Raw genomic sequence first — 17,999 nt, 5'->3', positions numbered from 1 at the left:
GGTCAGCCGTGCAGCCCGCACTCGGTCTTCGCGCGTCCCGCCCAGCGGCCGGCACGCGCGTCCTCGCCCGCCAGGACCCGGCGGGTGCACGGGGCGCAGCCGACGGAGGCGTAACCGTCCATCAGCAGGGGGTTGGACAGCACGCCGTGCTCGGTGATGTACGCGTCGACGTCGTCCTGGGTCCAGCGGGCGATGGGCGAGATCTTGACCTTCTGCCGCTTGTCGTCCCAGCCGACGACCGGAGTGGCCGCCCGGGTGGCGGACTCGTCGCGCCGCAGGCCGGTGGCCCAGGCCCGGTAACCCTCGAGTCCCTCCTCCAACGGCTGCACCTTGCGCAACCTGCAGCACAGGTCCGGGTCGCGGTCGTGCAACTTCGGCCCGTACTCGGCGTCCTGCTCGGCGACCGTCCGGCGCGGGGTGAGCGTGATGACGTTGACGTCCATCACCGCCTCGACCGCGTCCCGGGTGCCGATGGTCTCGGAAAAGTGGTAACCGGTGTCGAGGAACACCACGTCCACGCCCTTCTGGACCCGGGACGCCAGGTGCGCGACCACGGCGTCCTCCATCGAGGACGTCACGCAGAACTGCTCGCCGAAGGTGTCCACCGCCCACTGGAGGATCTCCAGCGCGGAGGCCTCCTCCAGGGCGCGGCCCGCCTGCTCGGCGAGCGCCTTCAACTCGTCGGCGGTGCGGCCTTTCTGAACCGTCGTCATATCCGGTCCCCTCCCGGGTCGGTGCGCTGAACGCCCCGGGCGAGCAGCCCGAGGAACTTCAGCTGGAATGCGCGGTTGCACGCCGCGCATTCCCAGGCGCCGTGACCGCCTTCCGAGGCCTCGCTCGGACGAAGGTCCTCGTCGCCGCAGTAGGGGCAGTAGAAAGGGGCGGCTCGCTCGCTCATGAGAGGGCCTCCTCGCTGGCGCGCGTGGCCCAGGCCGCGAAGCGCTCGCCGTCCTCGCGCTGCTCCTGGAACCGCTTCAGCACGCGTTCCACATAGTCCGGCAGGTCCTCCGAAGTGACCTTCAGACCACGGACCTTGCGGCCGAAAGCGGCTTCCAGCCCGAGCGCACCGCCGAGGTGCACCTGGAAGCCCTCGACCTGCTCGCCCCGGTCGTTGAGGACCAGCTGGCCCTTGAGACCGATGTCCGCGACCTGGATGCGGGCGCAGGCGTTCGGGCAGCCGTTGATGTTGATGGTGATCGGTTCGTCGAACTCCGGGATGCGGCGCTCCAGTTCGTCGATCAGTGCGGAGCCGCGCTGCTTGGTCTCGACGATGGCGAGCTTGCAGTACTCGATACCGGTGCAGGCCATGGTGCCGCGCCGGAACGGGGAGGGCTTGGCGGTCAGGTCCAGCGCCTCCAGCGCCTCGACCAGCGACTCGACCTGCCCCTCCTCGACGTCGAGGACGATCATCTTCTGCTCGACGGTGGTACGCACCCGGCCCGAGCCGTGTGCCTCGGCGAGCTCCGCGATCTTCGTCAGGGTGGCGCCGTCCACGCGGCCGACGCGCGGGGCGAAACCGATGTAGAAACGGCCGTCCTGCTGGCGGTGCACACCGACGTGGTCACGCCAGCGCTCGACGGGGGCGGCGGGCGCCGGGCCGTCGGCGAGCGTGCGCTTGAGGTATTCGTCCTCCAGGACCTGGCGGAACTTCTCCGGGCCCCAGTCGGCGACCAGGAACTTCAGGCGCGCCCGCGTGCGCAGGCGCCGGTAGCCGTAGTCGCGGAAGATGCCGATCACGCCCGCCCAGACGTCCGGGATCTCGTCCAGCGGGACCCAGGCGCCGAGCCGGACGCCGATCTTCGGGTTGGTGGAAAGCCCACCGCCGACCCACAGGTCGAAGCCGGGGCCGTGCTCGGGGTGCTCGACGCCGACGAACGCCACGTCGTTGATCTCGTGGGCGACGTCCAGGAGCGGGGAGCCGGAGATCGCCGTCTTGAACTTGCGCGGCAGGTTGGAGAACTCTTTGCTGCCGATGAACCGGCGGTTGATCTCCTCGACGGCCGGGCTGCCGTCGATGATCTCGTCCTCGGCGATGCCCGCCACCGGCGAGCCGAGGATCGTCCGGGGCGTGTCGCCGCAGGCCTCGGTGGTGGACAGACCGACCGCCTCGAGGCGGTTCCAGATCTCGGGCACGTCCTCGATGCGGATCCAGTGGTACTGGACGTTCTGCCGGTCGGTGAGGTCGGCGGTGCCGCGTGCGAACTCCTGCGAGATCTCGCCGATCACCCTCAGCTGCTCGGTGGTGAGCCGGCCGCCGTCGATGCGGACGCGCAGCATGAAGTACTTGTCGTCCAGCTCCTCCGGCTCCAGAATCGCCGTCTTGCCGCCGTCGATCCCCGGCTTGCGCTGGGTGTACAGGCCCCACCAGCGCATCCGGCCGCGCAGATCATTGGGGTCGATCGAGTCGAAGCCCCGCTTGGAGTAGATCGTCTCAATGCGTGTCCGCACATTGAGACCGTCGTCGTCCTTCTTGAACTGCTCGTTGCCGTTGAGCGGAGTGAAGTGTCCCGCGGCCCACTGGCCCTCACCGCGGTGACGGCTCACCTTGCGGCGGGGAGTCTCGGCGGCAGAGTTCTGCGGGGTGGCGGCCATGGTTGATACGTCCTTCGGGACAGGCGGGAAGCGGCTCTGACCTGCGCGTACGGGCGCATGGAAGTACATGCGCGTCATTGCGCGAGTGGGAGGCTGTGCGGAGATGTCGGCGGTACTGCGGCTCGTCAGCTCGCCGGACAGATGGCGCTGGACATGCGGCCGAGGTCGACGTGCCGCCGACTCACCAAGGCAATTCCAGTTCCGGACATGGCGAAAGCGTGTCACGGCGATCTGGACACAGTCCAGCTTCGTCCGCGATGCGGACACCCTGGTCCCGAAATGTGAGACTGGGGTGTCCTCGATCACATGCCCTGCGAGGACTCTTGTCGGCGCAGGTCACAGCCGGTATGAGCGAAGAGTCAGGCCGGGAGGGCGCCCGGCCAGGGGCCCGGCGCGGACACCTCGGGCTGCTCCTCGACCTTCGTGTCGAACAGCTTGAAACCGCGCCGCTGATAGTTGTCCATGGCGTGCTCGCCGTCCAGGCTGCATGTGTGCAGCCACACCCGCTTGGTCTGCGGCAGCCCCGGCCAGCGGTCCGTGAGGTCCCACGCCCGAGCGGCGCCGTGCGCCAGCAGGTGCCCGCCGATGCGCCGTCCCCGGAAGGCGGGGAGCAGACCGAAGTAAACGATCTCTACGGCGCCGTCGTCCTGCGGCTCCAGCTCCACGTACCCGGCCGGCGTGCCCCGGTCGTAGGCGACCCAGGTCTCGACCCCCGGCCGCGCAAGATGCTCCCGCCACTGCGCGTACGTCCAGCGCAGCCGGTCGATCCAGCGGATGTCCCCGCCGACGGACGCGTACAGGAAACGGCTGAACTCGGGGGAGGGGACCTCGGAGCGGACGATCCGTACGTCGCCCTCGGGCGCGGCGGCCGGGAGGACGTCGGTCGGGTCGGTCTGCTCCAGGGACCAGGTGGTCACGGGGATGTTGGTCATGCCCGTCAGGGAATCATCTACCCGGTTGTTCTGTCGATCGAGGCCAGCGGCAGTGCGAAGAGCGCGCGTCCCGACTGGGTCCAGACCTCACCGGTCGCCTCCCAGTAGGAAAGTGATTCCGTCTGCGGGCTCCAGCAGCTGTGCGTCTCATCGGCGCCGCACACGGCCGCCTCGGACCCGCCTGCCTTGTCGCTCTCGTCTCCCTTGCCGTCGCTGTTGCCGGCGTCCTGCCGCCACAGCGTCCCTTGCCTGTCCCGTGGGCCGGCGGCCCGGGTCACGTACCACTCGGCCCCGTACGACAGCACGCCCCGTACGCCCGTCACCTTCGTCTCGTAGGCCTCCGAGGCCCGTACCCGGCCGGTGGCGCTCGTGGCGAGCAGCCCCGCGTGGCCCGGGGCCGTGCTGAAGGGGTAGCGCCACAGGCGGGCGGTCCGGTCGCCGTCGTCGAGGGTCCACTCCCCGGCGACCAGGCTGTCCGGCACGGTGCTGCGGTCGAGGGAAACGGTTGCGGGGTGCGGGGCGTCGGAGTCGCCGCTCAGCTCGTAGGAGCCGATGGCCGGCAGTACGAAGCGGTAACCGTTTGCGGACCAGCCGCCCGGCACCCGCCCGACCGCGTCACCGGCGACGCCGGCCCGCTGGACGCGGTTCATGTCGTACACATAGAGCGCGGTACGGTCTCCGTCGTCGGCGGTGACCAGCAGTTTGTCCTGGTACCAGACCATGCCGGAGACATGCGAGACCAGTCCCCGGTAGTCCCGCCCCCCGTCCACGGGGACGGCGAGCAGCGCCCAGGTGTAGGTGAGGTGGCTCAGGTCGCCCGCGTTCACGAAGCCGACCCGGGCCAGACCCCGGTCGGCGGCGGTTCCGCCGCCGCGCGACCAGCCGGAGAGGATCACCCGGTTCGAGCCCCAGACACCGTCGTCGTCCGCGTCCCCCGACGTGGTGACCGCGCCCGGCTGCCAGCCCTCGGTGTCGCCCGTGTTCCAGCAGTAGGCGCGGGAGGCCACGGGGGAGACGGGCAGGGCCCTGCGCTCGGCGGCCGAGCAGTCGATCGCGTCCCGCAGGGAGCGGTCGGCCTCGTCCAGCACCGCGCCGACGCCGACCGGCCGGCCCATTCCCGCGGCGAGCCGGTCCAGGGAGGCTTGTGGTACCCGGTTCTCCGTGAGGCGCAGTCTCCCGGTATCCGCCGCGGCCGTAAGTGGTTTCAGGTCCCCGGGACCGTCGGTGGTGACCGTTGCCTGGGAGGCGCTGATCATGGTGGCGGCAACGGTGAGCGCGAGGGCGGTTCCGGACAGGAACGCCCGCAGTGCCCTGCCTCGTCTGCGCCGGCGGTGTCGGCCGCGTTGCTTCATTTGCCCTCCCGAGGCGGGCCAACTGCGCCTGATGATCCGTACGTTGACCGAGGAGCAGGTGGGGTGACCCGTAGAGGGATGCTACGGCAGTCGGGCGCCGTCGGGGGCGAAGACCCCGCAAATATGCGAAAGACGCCACCGGAGGGACTCGGGTGACCATTGTTGCTACGGTGCCGCCGCCCGGTTTCTCACCACCGCGGGCGCGGTCGAATGCGGTAGCAAACCCTTCGGATCCGCCGGAAGGAGCACCTCGACCTCGGCGTCCTCGCAGAAACGATACGGCCGATGTTCCAGAAACGCCCCCAGATACCGCCGCACCCGGGACATCTCGGCCCGCACCGTCACCGTACGGCCCGAGTCGCCGAACACGTCCTCGGCCAGGCCCGCCGCGCTGCGGCCGCCGCGGTCGGCCGCCAGCAGGTAGAGCAACTCGGCATGCCGGGGACTGAGTTCGTGGGACCACGACCCCGCACCCCCCGACACCGTCACCGACCAGCGCCGGGGCCGGGCCAGATCCAGCACGATCCGGGTCGCGCCGCGCGGCGACGGCTCGGTCGTCTCGTCCACCGACCGCACCAGCCAGCCCCCGGCCAGCGGCTCGATCGAGCACAGCCCGAGCGCCGGGAGCCAGCGGCGGCCCGGTGACGGCGACTTGGGCAGCGCGATACGGCTCGCGTACGGCATCCCGGTCACCGCGGCCGTCCACCCGTCCGCGTCCACCGCGGCCGCCCGGCCGCCCAGTCGGGCCAGCACCGGTGCCGCCACCGCCCGCAACCGCTCCAGCGAACCCAGGTGCCTCTCCCGCAGCCTCGACTCGGCGAGCTTCGCCACCGAGTCGACCCAGGCGAGCGTGGCCGGATGCATCGTCTCGAGCGGCCCGCTGACATCGACCACGCCGAGCAGCCGGCCGTTGCGCGGGTCGGTGATCGGGGCGCCCGCACAGGTCCAGGCCGTGTGCGAGCGCACGAAGTGCTCGGCGGCGAACACCTGTACGGGACGGCGAACCACCGCCGGCGTGCCCACGCCGTTGGTGCCGACGACATCCTCGCCCCAGTCCGCGCCCAGCTCGAAACCGAGCCCGTCGGCCTTGCGCAGCACGGGTCCGCAGCCCTCGCGCCACAGCACCCGGCCCTCCCCGTCGGCGACGACCATGATGTGGTGCGCGACGTCCGCGACCGAGAGCAGTCCCTCGCGCAGCACCGGAAGCACCTCCCGCAACGGCGACTCCTCCCGCCTGCGCCGCACCTCGTCGGTGCTGAGCACCCCCGCTCTGAAGTCGTGCTCCGGGTCGACACCGCTGCGCAGCATCCGATCCCAGGACTGCTCGATCACGGGGCGCGGGGCGACGCGCGCCTGCTGACCGGCCAGCCGGGCGTCACGCACCTCGTTGAGCACCCGCGCCGCCCGCGCGGCGTCGACGGCCGCGAGCTGCGGCACGTTCATCGGTGGCATCACCACTGGGCCTCCCGGGAGCACACAGTCGGACAACCGGATGTCAAGTTTTCGCGCCGACTGTTTCCGGTCTTGCTGAAGGCCCCATCTTGCCGTCCACAGGTGACGGAGGGGCACAGTCCGGTCACAACCACCGACACGTTGCAACCCCCTGCAACCCTGGTGAACATCCACAGGGTGTTTGAAACTTGAGCCACGCCGTCCCGAGCGGCGATTCTGGCCTCGCAGGGCCATTGCGGCGGGGGTGGTGCCGTGTCGGCGCAGCACCACCCCCGCTTCCTGTTCGCGCAGGCCGGCGCGGTCAGGAGCGAGGTGCGGCCCGCTCGACGACCGACGCCAGGTCCAGGCTGTGAGGCAGTGTCCCGAAGGCCGCGCCGCCGTCCCCGCCCAGTCGCGAGGCGCAGAACGCGTCGGCCACCTCCGGCGGCGCGAATCGCACGAGCAGTGCCCCCTGGAGCACCAGAGCGAACCGCTCCGCCAGCCGGCGCGCCCGTCCCTCGACGCCGTCCAGATCGGCCAGTTCCGTGAGCAGGTTCCTGATCGCCCTGTCCAGCCGGTGATCGGCCCCGCGCGCCTTCCCCACCTCCTGGAGAAAGGCGTTCAGCGCCTGCGGCTCCCGTTGCAGTGCGCGCAGCACGTCCAGCGCCTGGACGTTGCCCGCGCCCTCCCAGACCGAGTTCAACGGCGACTCGCGCACCAGCCGGGGCATCCCCGAGTCCTCGACGTAACCGTTTCCCCCCAGGCACTCCGACGCCTCCACCGCCACCGGCGCACAGCGCTTGGTCACCCAGTACTTGGCCGCCGGAACCGCGATCCTCAGCAGCGCCCGCTCCTGCTCCCCACCGTCGTCACAGGCCGCCGCGAGCCGCAGCGCGAGCACGGTCGCCGCCTCCGACTCCAGCGCGAGATCGGCCAGAACGTTGCGCATCAACGGCTTGTCGACGAGCTTCCCGCCGAACGCCTCACGGTGGGTGCAGTGATGGATCGCCTGCGCCACCGCCTGCCGCATCAGCCCCGCCGAGCCCAGCACACAGTCGAGCCGCGTCGCCGCCACCATGTCGATGATGGTGCGCACCCCGCGCCCCTCCTCGCCGACCCGACGGGCCCACGTCCCGTCGAACTCGACCTCGGCGGACGCGTTGGACCTGTTTCCCAGCTTGTCCTTGAGCCGCTGGAGGCGGAAAACGTTACGGGTATCGTCTTCCAGTACGCGCGGCACGAGGAAACAGGTGAGACCGCCTTCGCCCCGCAAAGGGGCCGCCTGCGCGAGCACCAGGAAACCGTCCGACATGGGCGCCGAACAGAACCACTTGTGACCGGTCAGTTCGTACGTTCCGTCCTCGGCGAGAGGCGTGGCGACCGTCGCGTTCGCCCGTACGTCGCTGCCACCGTGTTTCTCCGTCATTCCCATGCCGAACAGCGCCCCGGCCTTGAGCCGGGCCGGCCGCAACTCACGGTCGTAGATCGTGGACGTCAGCCGGGGCTCCCACTCGGCGGCCAGCACCGGGTCGGCGCGCAGCGCGGGCACCGCCGCGTGGGTCATGGACAGCGGACAGCCGTTGCCCGCCTCCACCTGCGTCCACACCAGGAAACCCGCCGCCCGGCGCACATGCCCACCCGGCCGCACCCAGGCATCGGTCAGATGGGCCCCGACGCCCTTGCCGAGCAACCGGTGCCACGCCGGATGGAACTCCACCTCGTCGACGCGGTGGCCGTAGCGGTCGTGCGTAAGCAGTTTCGGCGGATGTTCGTTCGCCTGCACCGCCCACTCCTGCAACTGCGCCGATCCGGCCGCCCGGCCGAGCGCCGACAACTCGCCGTGCGCCTCGTCGAGCAGTTCCGGATCAAGATGCCGTTCCACGGCCGCCACCAGCGCCTGATCGGCGCCGTACACGTCGTACCCGGTCAGGGGCGGGGGCTGGTTGGTCACGGTGTGCGTGGTGCCTGCCATGGCCCGAACCTACCCCCGGGTACGACGGTCATGGCCATCCGTGGAGCCCGCGCGCCGTTCCCCGACCCGGTGAAGCGGCCTTGCCGGAGGTGAGTGCAGCCCCGAACGGCGGATACCTTTAGGGCGTGCAGCCAGGAAGTCAGTCACCCGAGCAACCCGGGAGCCCCACCGGGCGTCTCCACCGGGCACGTGCCCTTTACCGGAACGTTTCCAAGCGACGGACAGCCTGGCTGCTGTTGAAGGACACCGTCAATTCCTGCATCGAGTACCGCATCCTCGGTCTCGCCGCCGAAGCCGCTTTCTTCACGTTGCTGTCCGTGCCGCCGCTGCTGCTCAGCCTCATCGGCCTGCTCGGCTACGTCGACGACTGGACCGGCACCGACACCATCACCAGCGTGGAGGCCAACCTCCTCGACGCCTCGCGCACGATCCTCTCGGACAAGGGCGTCCGGCAGATCGCCCAGCCGATCCTCGACGATGTGATGAAGGGCGGCCGCCCCGACGTCATCTCCATCGGTTTCCTGTTCGCCCTCTGGTCGGGCTCGCGCGCGGTGAACGTTTTCATCGACACCATCACCGTGATGTACGGCCTCGACGGCGTGCGCGGGATCGTCAAGACGCGGCTGGTGGCCTTCCTGCTGTTCGTCGGCGCCCTGCTGATCGGCTCGGTCGCGCTGCCGCTGATGGTCGCCGGACCGGACGCGGTGGTGCGGATCGTCCCCTGGTCGACCACCGTGGTGCAGGTCCTGTACTGGCCGGTCGTGATCGTGCTGTCCGTCGCGTTTCTGACCACGCTCTACCACGTCTCCGTACCCGTGCGCTCGCCGTGGATCGAGGATGTCCCCGGCGCGCTCGTCGCCCTCGCCATGTGGGTGCTCGGCAGTTTCCTGCTGCGCATCTACCTGACGAACACGATCGAGGGCGCCACCATCTACGGCTCCCTCGCCGCCGCCGTCGCCGTACTGCTGTGGATCGGCGTGTCCGCGTTCGCCGTGCTGGTCGGCGCCGCCGTCAACGCCGCGATCGACCGGGTCTGGCCGGCCGCCGCGACGGCCGCGGCCCGCGCCGCCAACGAACGGCTCCGGGAGGAGGAGGCCGCGGAGTACGTGGCCCGCATGGCGGCGATCCGCTCCCACGAGGACGACGACCCCGACGATCCCGACATGCCGTCCGAGTTTCCCGAGCGGTGGTCCCGCTTTCTCCCACCGGAGGACGTGACGGGACGTTTCCGGACGCATGTGAGGAGTCCTCCGAAGGGACACGGCGCAAACGGCGGGAACGGGGAAGAACAGCCTCCGCAGAAGTGAGCCCCGGTGAGCGAACCGAGGAGAAGCGAGTCCCGGAGAGCGCCCCCGGAGCGCCCCGGAAACGGGGGAGCTACGCCTTCCAGGCGCCCGCCCCCGCCGACTCCTTCGCGAACTCCGCGAAGTCACGCGGCTCGCGGCCGAGCACCTGTCGGACGCCGTCCGAGAGGTAGGCGTTACGACCGTCCAGCAGTGACTCGAACAGCTCCACCAGGAAAGCGACCTCCTCCGGCGGTACCCCGAACTCCGCCAACTGCTCGCCGTACCGATGCGCCGGCACCGGCGTGTACGTCAGCTCGCGCCCGGCTGCCTGCCCGATCTCCGCAATCGCTTCCCGAAACGTCAGCAGCCGCGGTCCGGACACCTCGAGTGCCTCGCCCACGTACTGGTCGCCCTCGGTAAGCGTTTTCACCACCACGTCCGCGACATCCCGCAGGTCGACGAACGGCTCCTGTACCTCCCCACCCGCGAACACCAGCTCCCCGCTCTGCCGCAGCCCCTCCACCAGCGGCCCCTCGCTGAAGTTCTGCGCGAACCACGCGGCCCGTACGACCGTCCAGTCGGCGCCCGACGCCCGCAGCGCCTCCTCGGTGGGCAGCGCCCGCTCCTCACCCCGCGACGACAGCAGCACCAGCCGCCGCACCCCGAGTGCGACCGCCTCCCGGGCCAGCCGTCCCACCGCCTCGGCGGCGTCCGGCGCGCCCACATCCGAGGGATACACCAGGTACGCCGCGTCCGCGCCGCGCAGCACGTCCGCCCACGTCGAGCCGTCGTGCCAGTCGAACCCCTGGGCCCGCGAGGCCGCCCGCACCGTCAGCCCGGCCGCCTCGGCCGCCTGCGCCACCCGGCTGCCCGTACGACCGGACGCGCCGGTCACCACCACCGTCATCCGCTGTGCCGTGTTCTGTGTCATGTCTTCAGTCAACTGCCGTACGCCGCACGGTCCCATCGCTGAACGGCTCATTCCCATAAGCGCGCGTCTACGCTGGCCGCATGGACGCACCCCCACGCTCGGACATGCTCACGCGCGGGGACCCCCTTGCAGGCCTGCTGGAGGGCCCACGCGCGCGTGGCGCTCTCATGATCCGCGCCTGCTTCGACCCGCCGTGGGCCGTACGGGTCGAGGACCGCGCCCCGCTGACGGTGATGCTCATGGTGCGCGGCGAGGGCTGGGTCGTACCGGACGAGGGGGAGAACGTCCGCCTGCGGGCCGGCGACCTCGCCATCGCCCGCGGCCCCGCCCCGTACACCTGCGCCGATGCCCCCGGTACGCCCGCGCAGGCGCTGATCCTCCCCGGCGGAGAGTGCGCGTACCCCGACGGACAACTCCTCAACGGCTCCATGGACCTGGGCGTGCGCACCTGGGGCGACCGGCCGGACGGCTCCACGGTCGTCCTGATCGGCACATACCTGATGCAGGGCGAGATCAGCGGCCGGCTGCTCGACGCGCTGCCGCCACTGCTGTCCCTCACCTCCGACGTCTGGCAGTGCCCGCTCACCCCACTGCTCATGGAGGAGATCATCCGCGACGAACCCGGTCAGGAGGTCGTCCTGGACCGCATGCTCGACCTCCTGGTCATCGCCGCGCTGCGGGCCTGGTTCTCCCGCCCGGAAGCGGCGGCCCCGGCCTGGTACCGGGCACTGGCCGACCCGGTCGTGGGCCGCGTTCTGCGGCTGGTCCAGGACGACCCGGCACACCCCTGGACCGTCGCGACCCTCGCCGCGAAGGCGGGCGTGTCCCGGGCGGCCATGGCCCGCCGCTTCGGCGACCTCGTGGGCGAACCCCCGATGACCTACCTCACCGGCCGGCGCCTCGCTCTCGCCGCCGACCGACTGCGCGACACCGAGGAGACGATCGGCGCGATCGCCCGCCAGGTCGGTTACGGAAGCGCTTTCGCCCTTTCCAGCGCCTTCAAGCGGGTGTACGGCGTCAGCCCGCAGGAACACCGGACACGGGCGACGTAGGGATGCTGGGGAGTGGGAATCCGGTTTCCGGCCGCAGAACGGACGCTGCGAGACCGCACAGTAAAGCGGCCCCGTCCGCGTACGAGGCTGTGGCGGAATCGGGCAGGGAGCGCTGCGGCTCCGTACCGGCACCCCGTGTCCCGGCGGCGTAGTCTGGCCCACATGTACGAGGAGCGGCCCTCCCGGCTGTTCGGGGCGGTGGTGTGGACGAACACGCCGTCCGGTGCACCCGGCGCGCTCCCCGTACTCCCCGACGGCTGTATGGACCTCCTGTGGCGTGAGGGCAGACTGCTGGTCGCCGGACCGGACACCCGTGCTCATGTCCCCGACGGCCCGCCCGTGACCTGGGCGGGCATCCGCCTGTTTCCCGGCACCGCTCCCGCGCTGCTCGGCGTACCGGCCCATGAACTACGCGACCGCCGAGTCGAGTTGACCGACCTGTGGCCGGCTCCGGAAGTACGTCGTCTGACCGCCCGGGTCGCCGCGGCCGCGCAGCCCGCGCTGGCGCTGGAGGAGCTGGCGCTGGAGCGGGCGGCGCCGCCGGACCGGGCACTGCGCCGACTGGTCGCCGCCCTCGCCGCAGGTGGTGCGGTGGCCGAGACGGCCGATGAACTCGGCCTCGGAGCGCGCCAGTTGCACCGCCGTTCGCTGTCCGCCTTCGGCTACGGCCCCAAGACGCTCGCTCGGATCCTGCGCCTGCAACGGGCTCTCGCGCTGGCCCGGCAGGGCGTGCCGTACGCGGACACGGCGAACCGGGCCGGTTACGCCGACCAGGCCCATCTCTCCCGGGACGTCAGGGAGTTCACGGGCCTCACGCTGGGCGCCCTGCTGCGCTGAGCGGGCCGGGCTACTGGGGGAGCGGTGCGAACAGGTCGACGCCGTTGCCGTCGGGGTCGAACACGACGGCGTAGCGCTGGCCCCAGAAGGCGTCCCACGGTTTCAGGTGGCCTTGGTGACCGGCGCCCAGCAACTCCTCGTACGCGGTGTCGACCTCGCCCGGTGTGTCACAGCGCAGGGCGAGGGAGGTCCGACGACCCCCGGACGGTGGCTGCCACCCCGGGTCGAACGAGCGGACGGTGTCTTCGGTGTCCAGCAACATCCGCAGTCCACCCGGCAGTTCGGCCTCGGTGTGCGGTTCCTGCTCGGCCCCCGTGGGAAAGGCGAAGCCGAGCCGGCGGTAGAAGGAGACGGAGGCGGCCATGTCGGAGACGACCAGGCCGATGGCATCGAATCGTGGACTCATGCGGCAACGGTAGGCAGCGCTGCCGCAGCCGGTCTTGAAAGAAACGGACACGCCCCGGAAAACCTTTCCGTACGACGGACGGCGCTGGTGGAGAAAAGCCCGACCGGGCGGACGCGGAACCCGCCCCGTCCCGAAGACCGGCTGAGCGTTGTTACCGATCCTCTTCCGGCCGCTCGCCACGGGAACGCGCCGACCTCTGCCGGGCAGGGGCGGGGAGGAGTCAGCCGTCGGTTGGCTCCGCGGCACGTGCGGGGAGCGGACGGCCGCTGCCGCGAGGCTCACCGAAGCAGACCTCGACCAGCCCCGCTCCGTTCCCTGGCAGGGCCGAGTCCGGACGGCTGCGCCCGCTGGTGGTGGGGGCAGCAGCTTCCCGGGTCAGCCGAAGGTCACCGGCCCGTTGGGTGTGTCCACCGTGAACGAGAATCCCGCCGGACCTTCGGTGAGGGTGAGGTCGGTGCCGAGGGCGGTCAGCAGGGGGCGGATCTCCTCGGGGGCAGGAGCGGTGGCGGTCAGCTCCAGCAGGGGAATGACGGGCAGGCCGGATGCGGAGGGGTGGACCGTGCTGCCCCAGTCGATGAGGAAGGGCACCAGGCCGGACGGATGCGGGGAGCCGCCGTCGGTCAGCCGCCATTGAAGCAGGCTGCCGTCCGGGCGACGCCGGCTCATCTCCCGTACGTCACCGGTGTCATAGCCCCGAGCACGGGCGCCCGCGACCGTCGCGTCCAGGTCGGGCGGGCTGATGGCCCAGGTGATCGTCCGCGCGGAGGCGAGCGCGTCCACGCCGAAGGGACGCGGGTCGGAAGGCGTGGGCTGTTCCGGGTCCGGGCCGATGATCTCCAGATACGCGCAATGGCTCAGGCCCACGAGGTAGTTGCGGGTGCCGAGCCCGATATGCACCCCGCCCGGCGCCGGGGCCACTCCCGTGCGCCGGGTGAACTCGGCGACCGTCGCCGCCAGATCGGGCGTTGCGAGGACGATGTGGTCGAGGCGTGCGGGAATGGTGTTCATCCCGCACGAGCCTACGCGCCCGGCCTCCGAAACGGCCGAGCCCATGGAACACCTGTATGGCAGGCAGGTGCGGGGTCCAGGCTCTGCTCGGGACTGATGCCGTACCCGCGCGGCCGGCGCAGCGGCTGATCCGCGCGCGCTCGTCGTCGGCGACGGTCGGGAGCGATCGGCGGCGGGCGGCATCGGAAAGCGATGGAAAGCGGCGGACTCGCTTGCATCGGAGCTTCGCGCGGAGGTCTCGGGCAGCCGGCGGAGCCCGTGCGACCAGCAGGGGAATGACGGGCAGGCCGGATGCGGAGGGGTGGACCGTGCTGCCCCAGTCGATGAGGAAGGGCACCAGGACACGAGGCAACCGGTTACGTCCTTGCTCAACAGTCCGTCTGAGGCGTTGGTTCTCGGAGGTCGAGCGCGCCGACCGGACGGGTTCCGACGCATACGCGCGGGTCTCACCGGCTTGAGCGCCGCGTCCGGGCTCAGGGCCGAGCAGTGCCACCGCCTCCGGAACGATGGCCACCGCCGAAATTTCTGCCCTGATCATCTCCCTGGGGCCCGAACTCCCGTCGGCCTAGGCTCGTCCTCATGACCGCCCGCCTGTTCGTGTACACCCGCACAACCGATTACCGCCACGACTCCATCCCGGACGCCGTCACCGCCGTACGAGGGTTGGACGAGTTCGCCGTCGACCACACCGAGGACCCGACGGCCCTGGAGGCCTCGCTGGACGGATACGCGGCGGTGGTCTTCCTCTCCACCAGCGGCGAGGTGCTGACCCCGGCCGGGCAGGAACGTCTTGCCGGTTACGTCGAGGCGGGCGGCGGTTTCGCCGGGGTGCACGCGGCGGCCTGCACCGAGTACGACTGGCCGTACTACGGCGAACTCCTCGGCGCCCGCTTCGCCCGCCACCCCGAGTACCAGCCGGGCAAGGCGGTGATCGAGGACCACGACCACCCCGCCACCCGCTCGCTGCCGACCGTCTGGGACTTCACCGACGAGTGGTACGACTTCCGCGCCAACCCGCGCGGGCGGGTACGCGTTCTCGCCGTCGCCGACGAGTCGTCGTACACGGGTGGCGGGATGGGAGCCGACCACCCGCTCGCCTGGTGCCGTGAGCAAGGCCGGGGACGCGTTTTCTACACGGCTCTCGGACATGCCTCCCAGTCCTACGCCGACCCTCACTTCCGCGCCCACCTGGGCGGTGGCATCGCCTGGGCCGCACGGCTGCGGGACCAGTGACGTTTCTCCGGTGAACAGGTTGCGCCATTGGGGTGAGCAAAGCCTTCACATGGAGAAAGCCGCACATCGACATAGAGATCCTTTTGTCTTCGTAAAGGGCTGTTGTGTCGCAACGGCTTTCTTGCACCTGGTGTGTTGACCCCTCGACTCCATTGGAGGAGCCGGACGGTGACTTACGGGAACAAGTTGCGGGAGCGGATTACCGACCCGGGAACGACCCCGCTGATCGGCGTGTACGACATGTACTCGGCGTCGATCGCCGCGGAACACTACGACGGGATGTTCGTCTCGGGCTTCGGCTTCGCGGCCTCGCACTACGGGCTGCCGGACATCGGTTTCATCGCCTGGCCGGACATGGTGGCGTTCGTCCAGCGGTTGCGGGGCGCTTTCCCTCAACAGCACCTGCTGGTGGACATCGACGACGGGTACGTCGATCCGGAGGTCGCCTGTCATGTGGTGGAGGGCCTCGAGCGCATCGGGGCCTCGGGCGTGATCCTGGAGGACCAGAAGCGGCCGCGCCGGTGCGGGCACGCCGACGGCAAGCAGGTGCTGCCCCTGAACGAGTACCTGGCGAAACTGGAGATGGTCCTGGCCACCCGCCGCGACCTGGTCGTGGTGGCCCGTACGGACGCCACCGACGAGCACGACATCCTGCAGCGGGCCCGGACGCTGGCCGCCACCGACGCGGACGTGATCCTGGTCGACGGGGTCCGCACCGTGGAGTGGATCCGCCGGATCCGTGACGTGGTGGGAGACAAGCCGCTGCTGTTCAACCAGATCGCCGGCGGAAAGTCCCCCAGGCTCTCGCTGAGCGAACTGTCCGACCTGGGCGTGAACGTCGCGATCTACAGCACGCCGTGTCTTTTCGCCGCGCACGCGGCGATGCGCTCGGCGCTCGTCGACCTCAAGCGGACCGACGGCCGGCTCCCCGAGGTCGACGCGGCGAGCGGCATCGGCGTGCGGGCTTCGACCGAGTTGTTGGAGCGGAACATCGCGCGCCTGCGTACCGCGGCCGAGAGCGTGCACGCGTGAGCCCGGTCGCTCCCCGGCTGAGGACGGCGACGATCCTGGCAGCCGCCCTGCTGGGCGTCGCCGCGGTGCCGGCGGTCGCCGAGGGCAGCCTGATCACCGTGATCGACAATTCGCATGCCGACTCGATCCTGGAGGTCGACCGGGCGGCCAATGTCCAGCAGGGCAGCAGCGGCACCGCGGGCAGCGACCACGACGGAAGCGCCGTCGACATGATGGAGGCACTGGTCGGCGCGCCGGACCGGGGGGAGGACTGAGACGAGGAGATCACAGGCCGGGAGTCACCGTGATGGTGGCGCCCGGCTTTCCGCTGTCCGTTACGACGATTTTCTCGGCAACCTCAGCGAGCGCTCCGCCGCCGGGTGAGGCACCCCACGGTGAAGAAACGCAGCACAGCGAAGGTGACGGCGACGGCCGGGGCCCCGGTCACGGCCGTGCCGCTCGCGACATGGTGACGCATGCGAGCGGCACGGACCGGGCGACCGGGTTGCCGAACGGCTCGTCAGTTCTCGTCGACGTCGGGGCGTCCGGCCTCGTCCAGTTCGACGTCCTCGGGTTCGTCGCCGGTCTCGCCGCCGGGATCGCGCACGCTGGCGTGGGCGCTGGCGTCCCGAGGGACGGGACCGAGAGTCGCGGCCCGGGCCGTCCCCATGACGGTGACGAGGACGGCGGACGCAACGACGAACAGGACTGTGGTGCGCGTGCTGAGGTTCATGCCCGGAAAAGGGTCAGTAACGCCGGGAGGTCACCGTTTCACGCCCTTGTCCGCCGGTGCGGCGGAGCCGTGCTCGCCCGCTCCACGAGCCGTGTCGAAAGCTCCGTCCGCGTCCCCTCCGGGTGCTCGCCGTCCATCATCCGCAGCAACAACCGCAATCCCGTTGCCGCCATCTCCGCCAGCGGCTGGCGCACGGTGGTGAGAGCTGGGGTGGTCCACCGGGACTCCGGCAGGTCGTCGAAACCGACCACGCTGACGTCGTACGGGACCCTCAACCCCCTTTCCGTCAGGGCCAGATAGGCGCCGAGGGCCATGCGGTCGGAGCAGACGAAGACGGCCGTCGGCGGTTCGGGAAGATCGAGCAGTTCCTGCATGCGCCGGTGGGCGACGGACTCGTCGAAGCCGCCGTTGCGCAGGTACTCGGGGCGGTACGCGACCCCTGCCGACGCCAGGGCCGAGCGGTAACCGGCGACCCGGGCGCTGCTGCACATCTTGCGGCGCGGGCCGGCGATCACGGCGATGCGTTCGTGGCCGAGCGCCAGCAGGTGCTCGGTCGCCGTCACCCCGCCCTGCCAGTTCGCCGCGCCCACCGACACCACCCCGGGCGGCGGCTCGACCACCGGGTCGATCAGCACGAACGGGGTCCGGTGCTGCTCCAGCCAGGCGTACTGAGAGCCCGTCAACTCAGTGAGGTTGAACAGCACTCCGGCCGTCCCGCGCGCCGTCAGCTTGTCCAACCAGCCGCGCTGCGGGCGGCCGACGCGGGTGCGGGACAGGGCGGCCGAGACGACCACGTCGAGACCCGCGTCGTGTGCCGCCTCCTCCACGCCGTGCAGCACCGCGCCCGACCAGGAGCTGTCCAGTGAGTGCACGACCAGGTCGATCAGCCGGGGCGGCTTGGTCGCGTCGAAGCGGGGTCTGCGCACATAACCCAGCCGGTCCAGCGCCTCCGTCACCCGGCGCCTGGTCTCGGGGGCGACATCCTCCCTGCCGTTGACCACCTTGGAGGCGGTCGGGACCGATACCCCCGCCTCGCGGGCCACGACCGCCAGGGTCGGCCCGGCTGCCACGCCCGTACTCGCACTCGCCGTGCGCACCATCGGGAACCACCTCTCCGGCCCGCCCGAAGGCCGGCGAAAGTTCGACCAGCGCCCTTTCGGAGCCGAGGGGAAACAGACGGCTCACAGAAAGCGCTTGCTATCCTAGGTGTGCCTCGGCGTGAC

Annotated in this window: 19 protein-coding genes; 6 read left to right on the top strand and 13 right to left on the bottom strand. The window is 70.8% G+C overall.

The genetic code is table 11. From position 1 onward, the window contains the following. Positions 1-2 precede the first annotated feature (2 nt). The 8 genes from ACFWBD_RS19965 to ACFWBD_RS19930 all read right to left on the bottom strand — a co-directional run bounded on the left by ACFWBD_RS19965 (position 3) and on the right by ACFWBD_RS19930 (position 8,279). Positions 3-713, bottom strand: a complete 711-nt coding sequence (locus ACFWBD_RS19965) for a phosphoadenylyl-sulfate reductase (protein ID WP_385668196.1) — start codon at positions 711-713, stop codon at positions 3-5. After that, positions 710-898 (bottom strand): hypothetical protein, encoded by a 189-nt coding sequence (locus ACFWBD_RS19960; RefSeq protein ID WP_385668194.1) that lies wholly within the window; start codon positions 896-898, stop codon positions 710-712. The genes ACFWBD_RS19965 and ACFWBD_RS19960 overlap by 4 nt, the downstream gene beginning before the upstream one ends. Continuing rightward, positions 895-2,592: a nitrite/sulfite reductase gene (locus ACFWBD_RS19955; protein WP_385668192.1), complete on the bottom strand. Its 1,698-nt coding sequence runs from the start codon at positions 2,590-2,592 to the stop codon at positions 895-897. The genes ACFWBD_RS19960 and ACFWBD_RS19955 overlap by 4 nt, the downstream gene beginning before the upstream one ends. 125 nt (positions 2,593-2,717) lie before the next feature. After that, on the bottom strand, positions 2,718-2,801 hold the full coding sequence (locus ACFWBD_RS19950) for a putative leader peptide (protein ID WP_309486338.1): 84 nt from the start codon (positions 2,799-2,801) through the stop codon (positions 2,718-2,720). A gap of 150 nt (positions 2,802-2,951) precedes the next feature. Continuing rightward, positions 2,952-3,524 (bottom strand): GNAT family N-acetyltransferase, encoded by a 573-nt coding sequence (locus ACFWBD_RS19945; protein WP_385668190.1) that lies wholly within the window; start codon positions 3,522-3,524, stop codon positions 2,952-2,954. Between the two features lie 17 nt (positions 3,525-3,541). After that, positions 3,542-4,876 carry a hypothetical protein gene (locus tag ACFWBD_RS19940; protein ID WP_385668188.1) on the bottom strand — a complete coding sequence of 445 codons (1,335 nt, stop codon included), beginning with the start codon at positions 4,874-4,876 and terminating at the stop codon, positions 3,542-3,544. A 165-nt stretch (positions 4,877-5,041) separates the two neighbouring features. After that, positions 5,042-6,319, bottom strand: coding sequence for a GAF domain-containing protein (locus ACFWBD_RS19935; protein ID WP_385668351.1), 1,278 nt, complete (start codon positions 6,317-6,319; stop codon positions 5,042-5,044). Positions 6,320-6,629: 310 nt separating this feature from the next. Further along, the gene (locus ACFWBD_RS19930; RefSeq protein WP_385668186.1) at positions 6,630-8,279 is read right to left on the bottom strand and encodes an acyl-CoA dehydrogenase family protein; all 1,650 of its coding nucleotides are present in this window, start codon (positions 8,277-8,279) and stop codon (positions 6,630-6,632) included. Between the two features lie 125 nt (positions 8,280-8,404). Between ACFWBD_RS19930 and ACFWBD_RS19925 the strand changes: the two genes are divergently transcribed. Then, positions 8,405-9,586: a YihY/virulence factor BrkB family protein gene (locus ACFWBD_RS19925; RefSeq protein ID WP_385668184.1), complete on the top strand. Its 1,182-nt coding sequence runs from the start codon at positions 8,405-8,407 to the stop codon at positions 9,584-9,586. Between the two features lie 70 nt (positions 9,587-9,656). Here ACFWBD_RS19925 and ACFWBD_RS19920 read toward each other — a convergent pair whose 3' ends face one another. Next, the gene (locus ACFWBD_RS19920; protein WP_385668182.1) at positions 9,657-10,496 is read right to left on the bottom strand and encodes an NmrA family NAD(P)-binding protein; all 840 of its coding nucleotides are present in this window, start codon (positions 10,494-10,496) and stop codon (positions 9,657-9,659) included. Positions 10,497-10,576: 80 nt separating this feature from the next. On the opposite strand from ACFWBD_RS19920, the gene ACFWBD_RS19915 reads away from it, so the two are divergent. Together ACFWBD_RS19915 and ACFWBD_RS19910 are read left to right on the top strand one after the other, a co-directional pair. Further along, a complete protein-coding gene (locus ACFWBD_RS19915) occupies positions 10,577-11,548 on the top strand; it encodes an AraC family transcriptional regulator (RefSeq protein ID WP_385668180.1) in 972 nt (323 codons plus the stop codon). A 162-nt stretch (positions 11,549-11,710) separates the two neighbouring features. After that, the gene (locus ACFWBD_RS19910; RefSeq protein ID WP_385668178.1) at positions 11,711-12,385 is read left to right on the top strand and encodes a helix-turn-helix domain-containing protein; all 675 of its coding nucleotides are present in this window, start codon (positions 11,711-11,713) and stop codon (positions 12,383-12,385) included. A 10-nt stretch (positions 12,386-12,395) separates the two neighbouring features. Here ACFWBD_RS19910 and ACFWBD_RS19905 read toward each other — a convergent pair whose 3' ends face one another. Both ACFWBD_RS19905 and ACFWBD_RS19900 read right to left on the bottom strand, forming a co-directional pair. Then, positions 12,396-12,791, bottom strand: coding sequence for a VOC family protein (locus tag ACFWBD_RS19905; RefSeq protein WP_385668176.1), 396 nt, complete (start codon positions 12,789-12,791; stop codon positions 12,396-12,398). 375 nt (positions 12,792-13,166) lie between these two features. Continuing rightward, positions 13,167-13,799, bottom strand: coding sequence for a VOC family protein (locus tag ACFWBD_RS19900; RefSeq protein ID WP_385668174.1), 633 nt, complete (start codon positions 13,797-13,799; stop codon positions 13,167-13,169). A 579-nt stretch (positions 13,800-14,378) separates the two neighbouring features. On the opposite strand from ACFWBD_RS19900, the gene ACFWBD_RS19895 reads away from it, so the two are divergent. The 3 genes from ACFWBD_RS19895 (at position 14,379) to ACFWBD_RS19885 (ending at position 16,318) form a co-directional block, all read left to right on the top strand. Continuing rightward, entirely contained in the window at positions 14,379-15,032 is a 654-nt protein-coding gene (locus ACFWBD_RS19895; protein WP_385668172.1) for a ThuA domain-containing protein, read from the top strand. Between the two features lie 168 nt (positions 15,033-15,200). Next, positions 15,201-16,064: an oxaloacetate decarboxylase gene (locus tag ACFWBD_RS19890; RefSeq protein ID WP_385668170.1), complete on the top strand. Its 864-nt coding sequence runs from the start codon at positions 15,201-15,203 to the stop codon at positions 16,062-16,064. Next, entirely contained in the window at positions 16,061-16,318 is a 258-nt protein-coding gene (locus tag ACFWBD_RS19885) for a hypothetical protein (RefSeq protein WP_385668168.1), read from the top strand. The genes ACFWBD_RS19890 and ACFWBD_RS19885 overlap by 4 nt, the downstream gene beginning before the upstream one ends. A 245-nt stretch (positions 16,319-16,563) precedes the next feature. On the opposite strand, the gene ACFWBD_RS19880 is transcribed toward ACFWBD_RS19885, so the two are convergent. Together ACFWBD_RS19880 and ACFWBD_RS19875 are read right to left on the bottom strand one after the other, a co-directional pair. Further along, positions 16,564-16,776: a hypothetical protein gene (locus ACFWBD_RS19880; RefSeq protein WP_385668166.1), complete on the bottom strand. Its 213-nt coding sequence runs from the start codon at positions 16,774-16,776 to the stop codon at positions 16,564-16,566. Between the two features lie 38 nt (positions 16,777-16,814). Further along, entirely contained in the window at positions 16,815-17,876 is a 1,062-nt protein-coding gene (locus ACFWBD_RS19875; protein ID WP_385668164.1) for a LacI family DNA-binding transcriptional regulator, read from the bottom strand. Positions 17,877-17,999 lie beyond the last annotated feature (123 nt).

This window comes from Streptomyces sp. NPDC060002, assembly GCF_042737245.1.
Lineage (GTDB): Bacteria > Actinomycetota > Actinomycetes > Streptomycetales > Streptomycetaceae > Streptomyces.
The sequence above is the reverse complement of the archived record's forward strand: the minus strand, read 5'-3'. Positions and strand labels throughout refer to the sequence as shown.

Bases quoted from the DNA above. Each gene is read 5' to 3' on its own strand.
- ACFWBD_RS19965 (WP_385668196.1), bottom strand. From the start codon at position 713: ATGACGACGGTTCAGAAAGGCCGCACCGCCGACGAGTTGAAGGCGCTC.
- ACFWBD_RS19960 (WP_385668194.1), bottom strand. From the start codon at position 898: ATGAGCGAGCGAGCCGCCCCTTTCTACTGCCCCTACTGCGGCGACGAG.
- ACFWBD_RS19955 (WP_385668192.1), bottom strand. From the start codon at position 2,592: ATGGCCGCCACCCCGCAGAACTCTGCCGCCGAGACTCCCCGCCGCAAG.
- ACFWBD_RS19950 (WP_309486338.1), bottom strand. From the start codon at position 2,801: ATGTCCGGAACTGGAATTGCCTTGGTGAGTCGGCGGCACGTCGACCTC.
- ACFWBD_RS19945 (WP_385668190.1), bottom strand. From the start codon at position 3,524: ATGACCAACATCCCCGTGACCACCTGGTCCCTGGAGCAGACCGACCCG.
- ACFWBD_RS19940 (WP_385668188.1), bottom strand. From the start codon at position 4,876: ATGAAGCAACGCGGCCGACACCGCCGGCGCAGACGAGGCAGGGCACTG.
- ACFWBD_RS19935 (WP_385668351.1), bottom strand. From the start codon at position 6,319: ATGAACGTGCCGCAGCTCGCGGCCGTCGACGCCGCGCGGGCGGCGCGG.
- ACFWBD_RS19930 (WP_385668186.1), bottom strand. From the start codon at position 8,279: ATGGCAGGCACCACGCACACCGTGACCAACCAGCCCCCGCCCCTGACC.
- ACFWBD_RS19920 (WP_385668182.1), bottom strand. From the start codon at position 10,496: ATGACACAGAACACGGCACAGCGGATGACGGTGGTGGTGACCGGCGCG.
- ACFWBD_RS19915 (WP_385668180.1), top strand. From the start codon at position 10,577: ATGGACGCACCCCCACGCTCGGACATGCTCACGCGCGGGGACCCCCTT.
- ACFWBD_RS19910 (WP_385668178.1), top strand. From the start codon at position 11,711: ATGTACGAGGAGCGGCCCTCCCGGCTGTTCGGGGCGGTGGTGTGGACG.
- ACFWBD_RS19905 (WP_385668176.1), bottom strand. From the start codon at position 12,791: ATGAGTCCACGATTCGATGCCATCGGCCTGGTCGTCTCCGACATGGCC.
- ACFWBD_RS19900 (WP_385668174.1), bottom strand. From the start codon at position 13,799: ATGAACACCATTCCCGCACGCCTCGACCACATCGTCCTCGCAACGCCC.
- ACFWBD_RS19895 (WP_385668172.1), top strand. From the start codon at position 14,379: ATGACCGCCCGCCTGTTCGTGTACACCCGCACAACCGATTACCGCCAC.
- ACFWBD_RS19880 (WP_385668166.1), bottom strand. From the start codon at position 16,776: ATGAACCTCAGCACGCGCACCACAGTCCTGTTCGTCGTTGCGTCCGCC.
- ACFWBD_RS19875 (WP_385668164.1), bottom strand. From the start codon at position 17,876: ATGGTGCGCACGGCGAGTGCGAGTACGGGCGTGGCAGCCGGGCCGACC.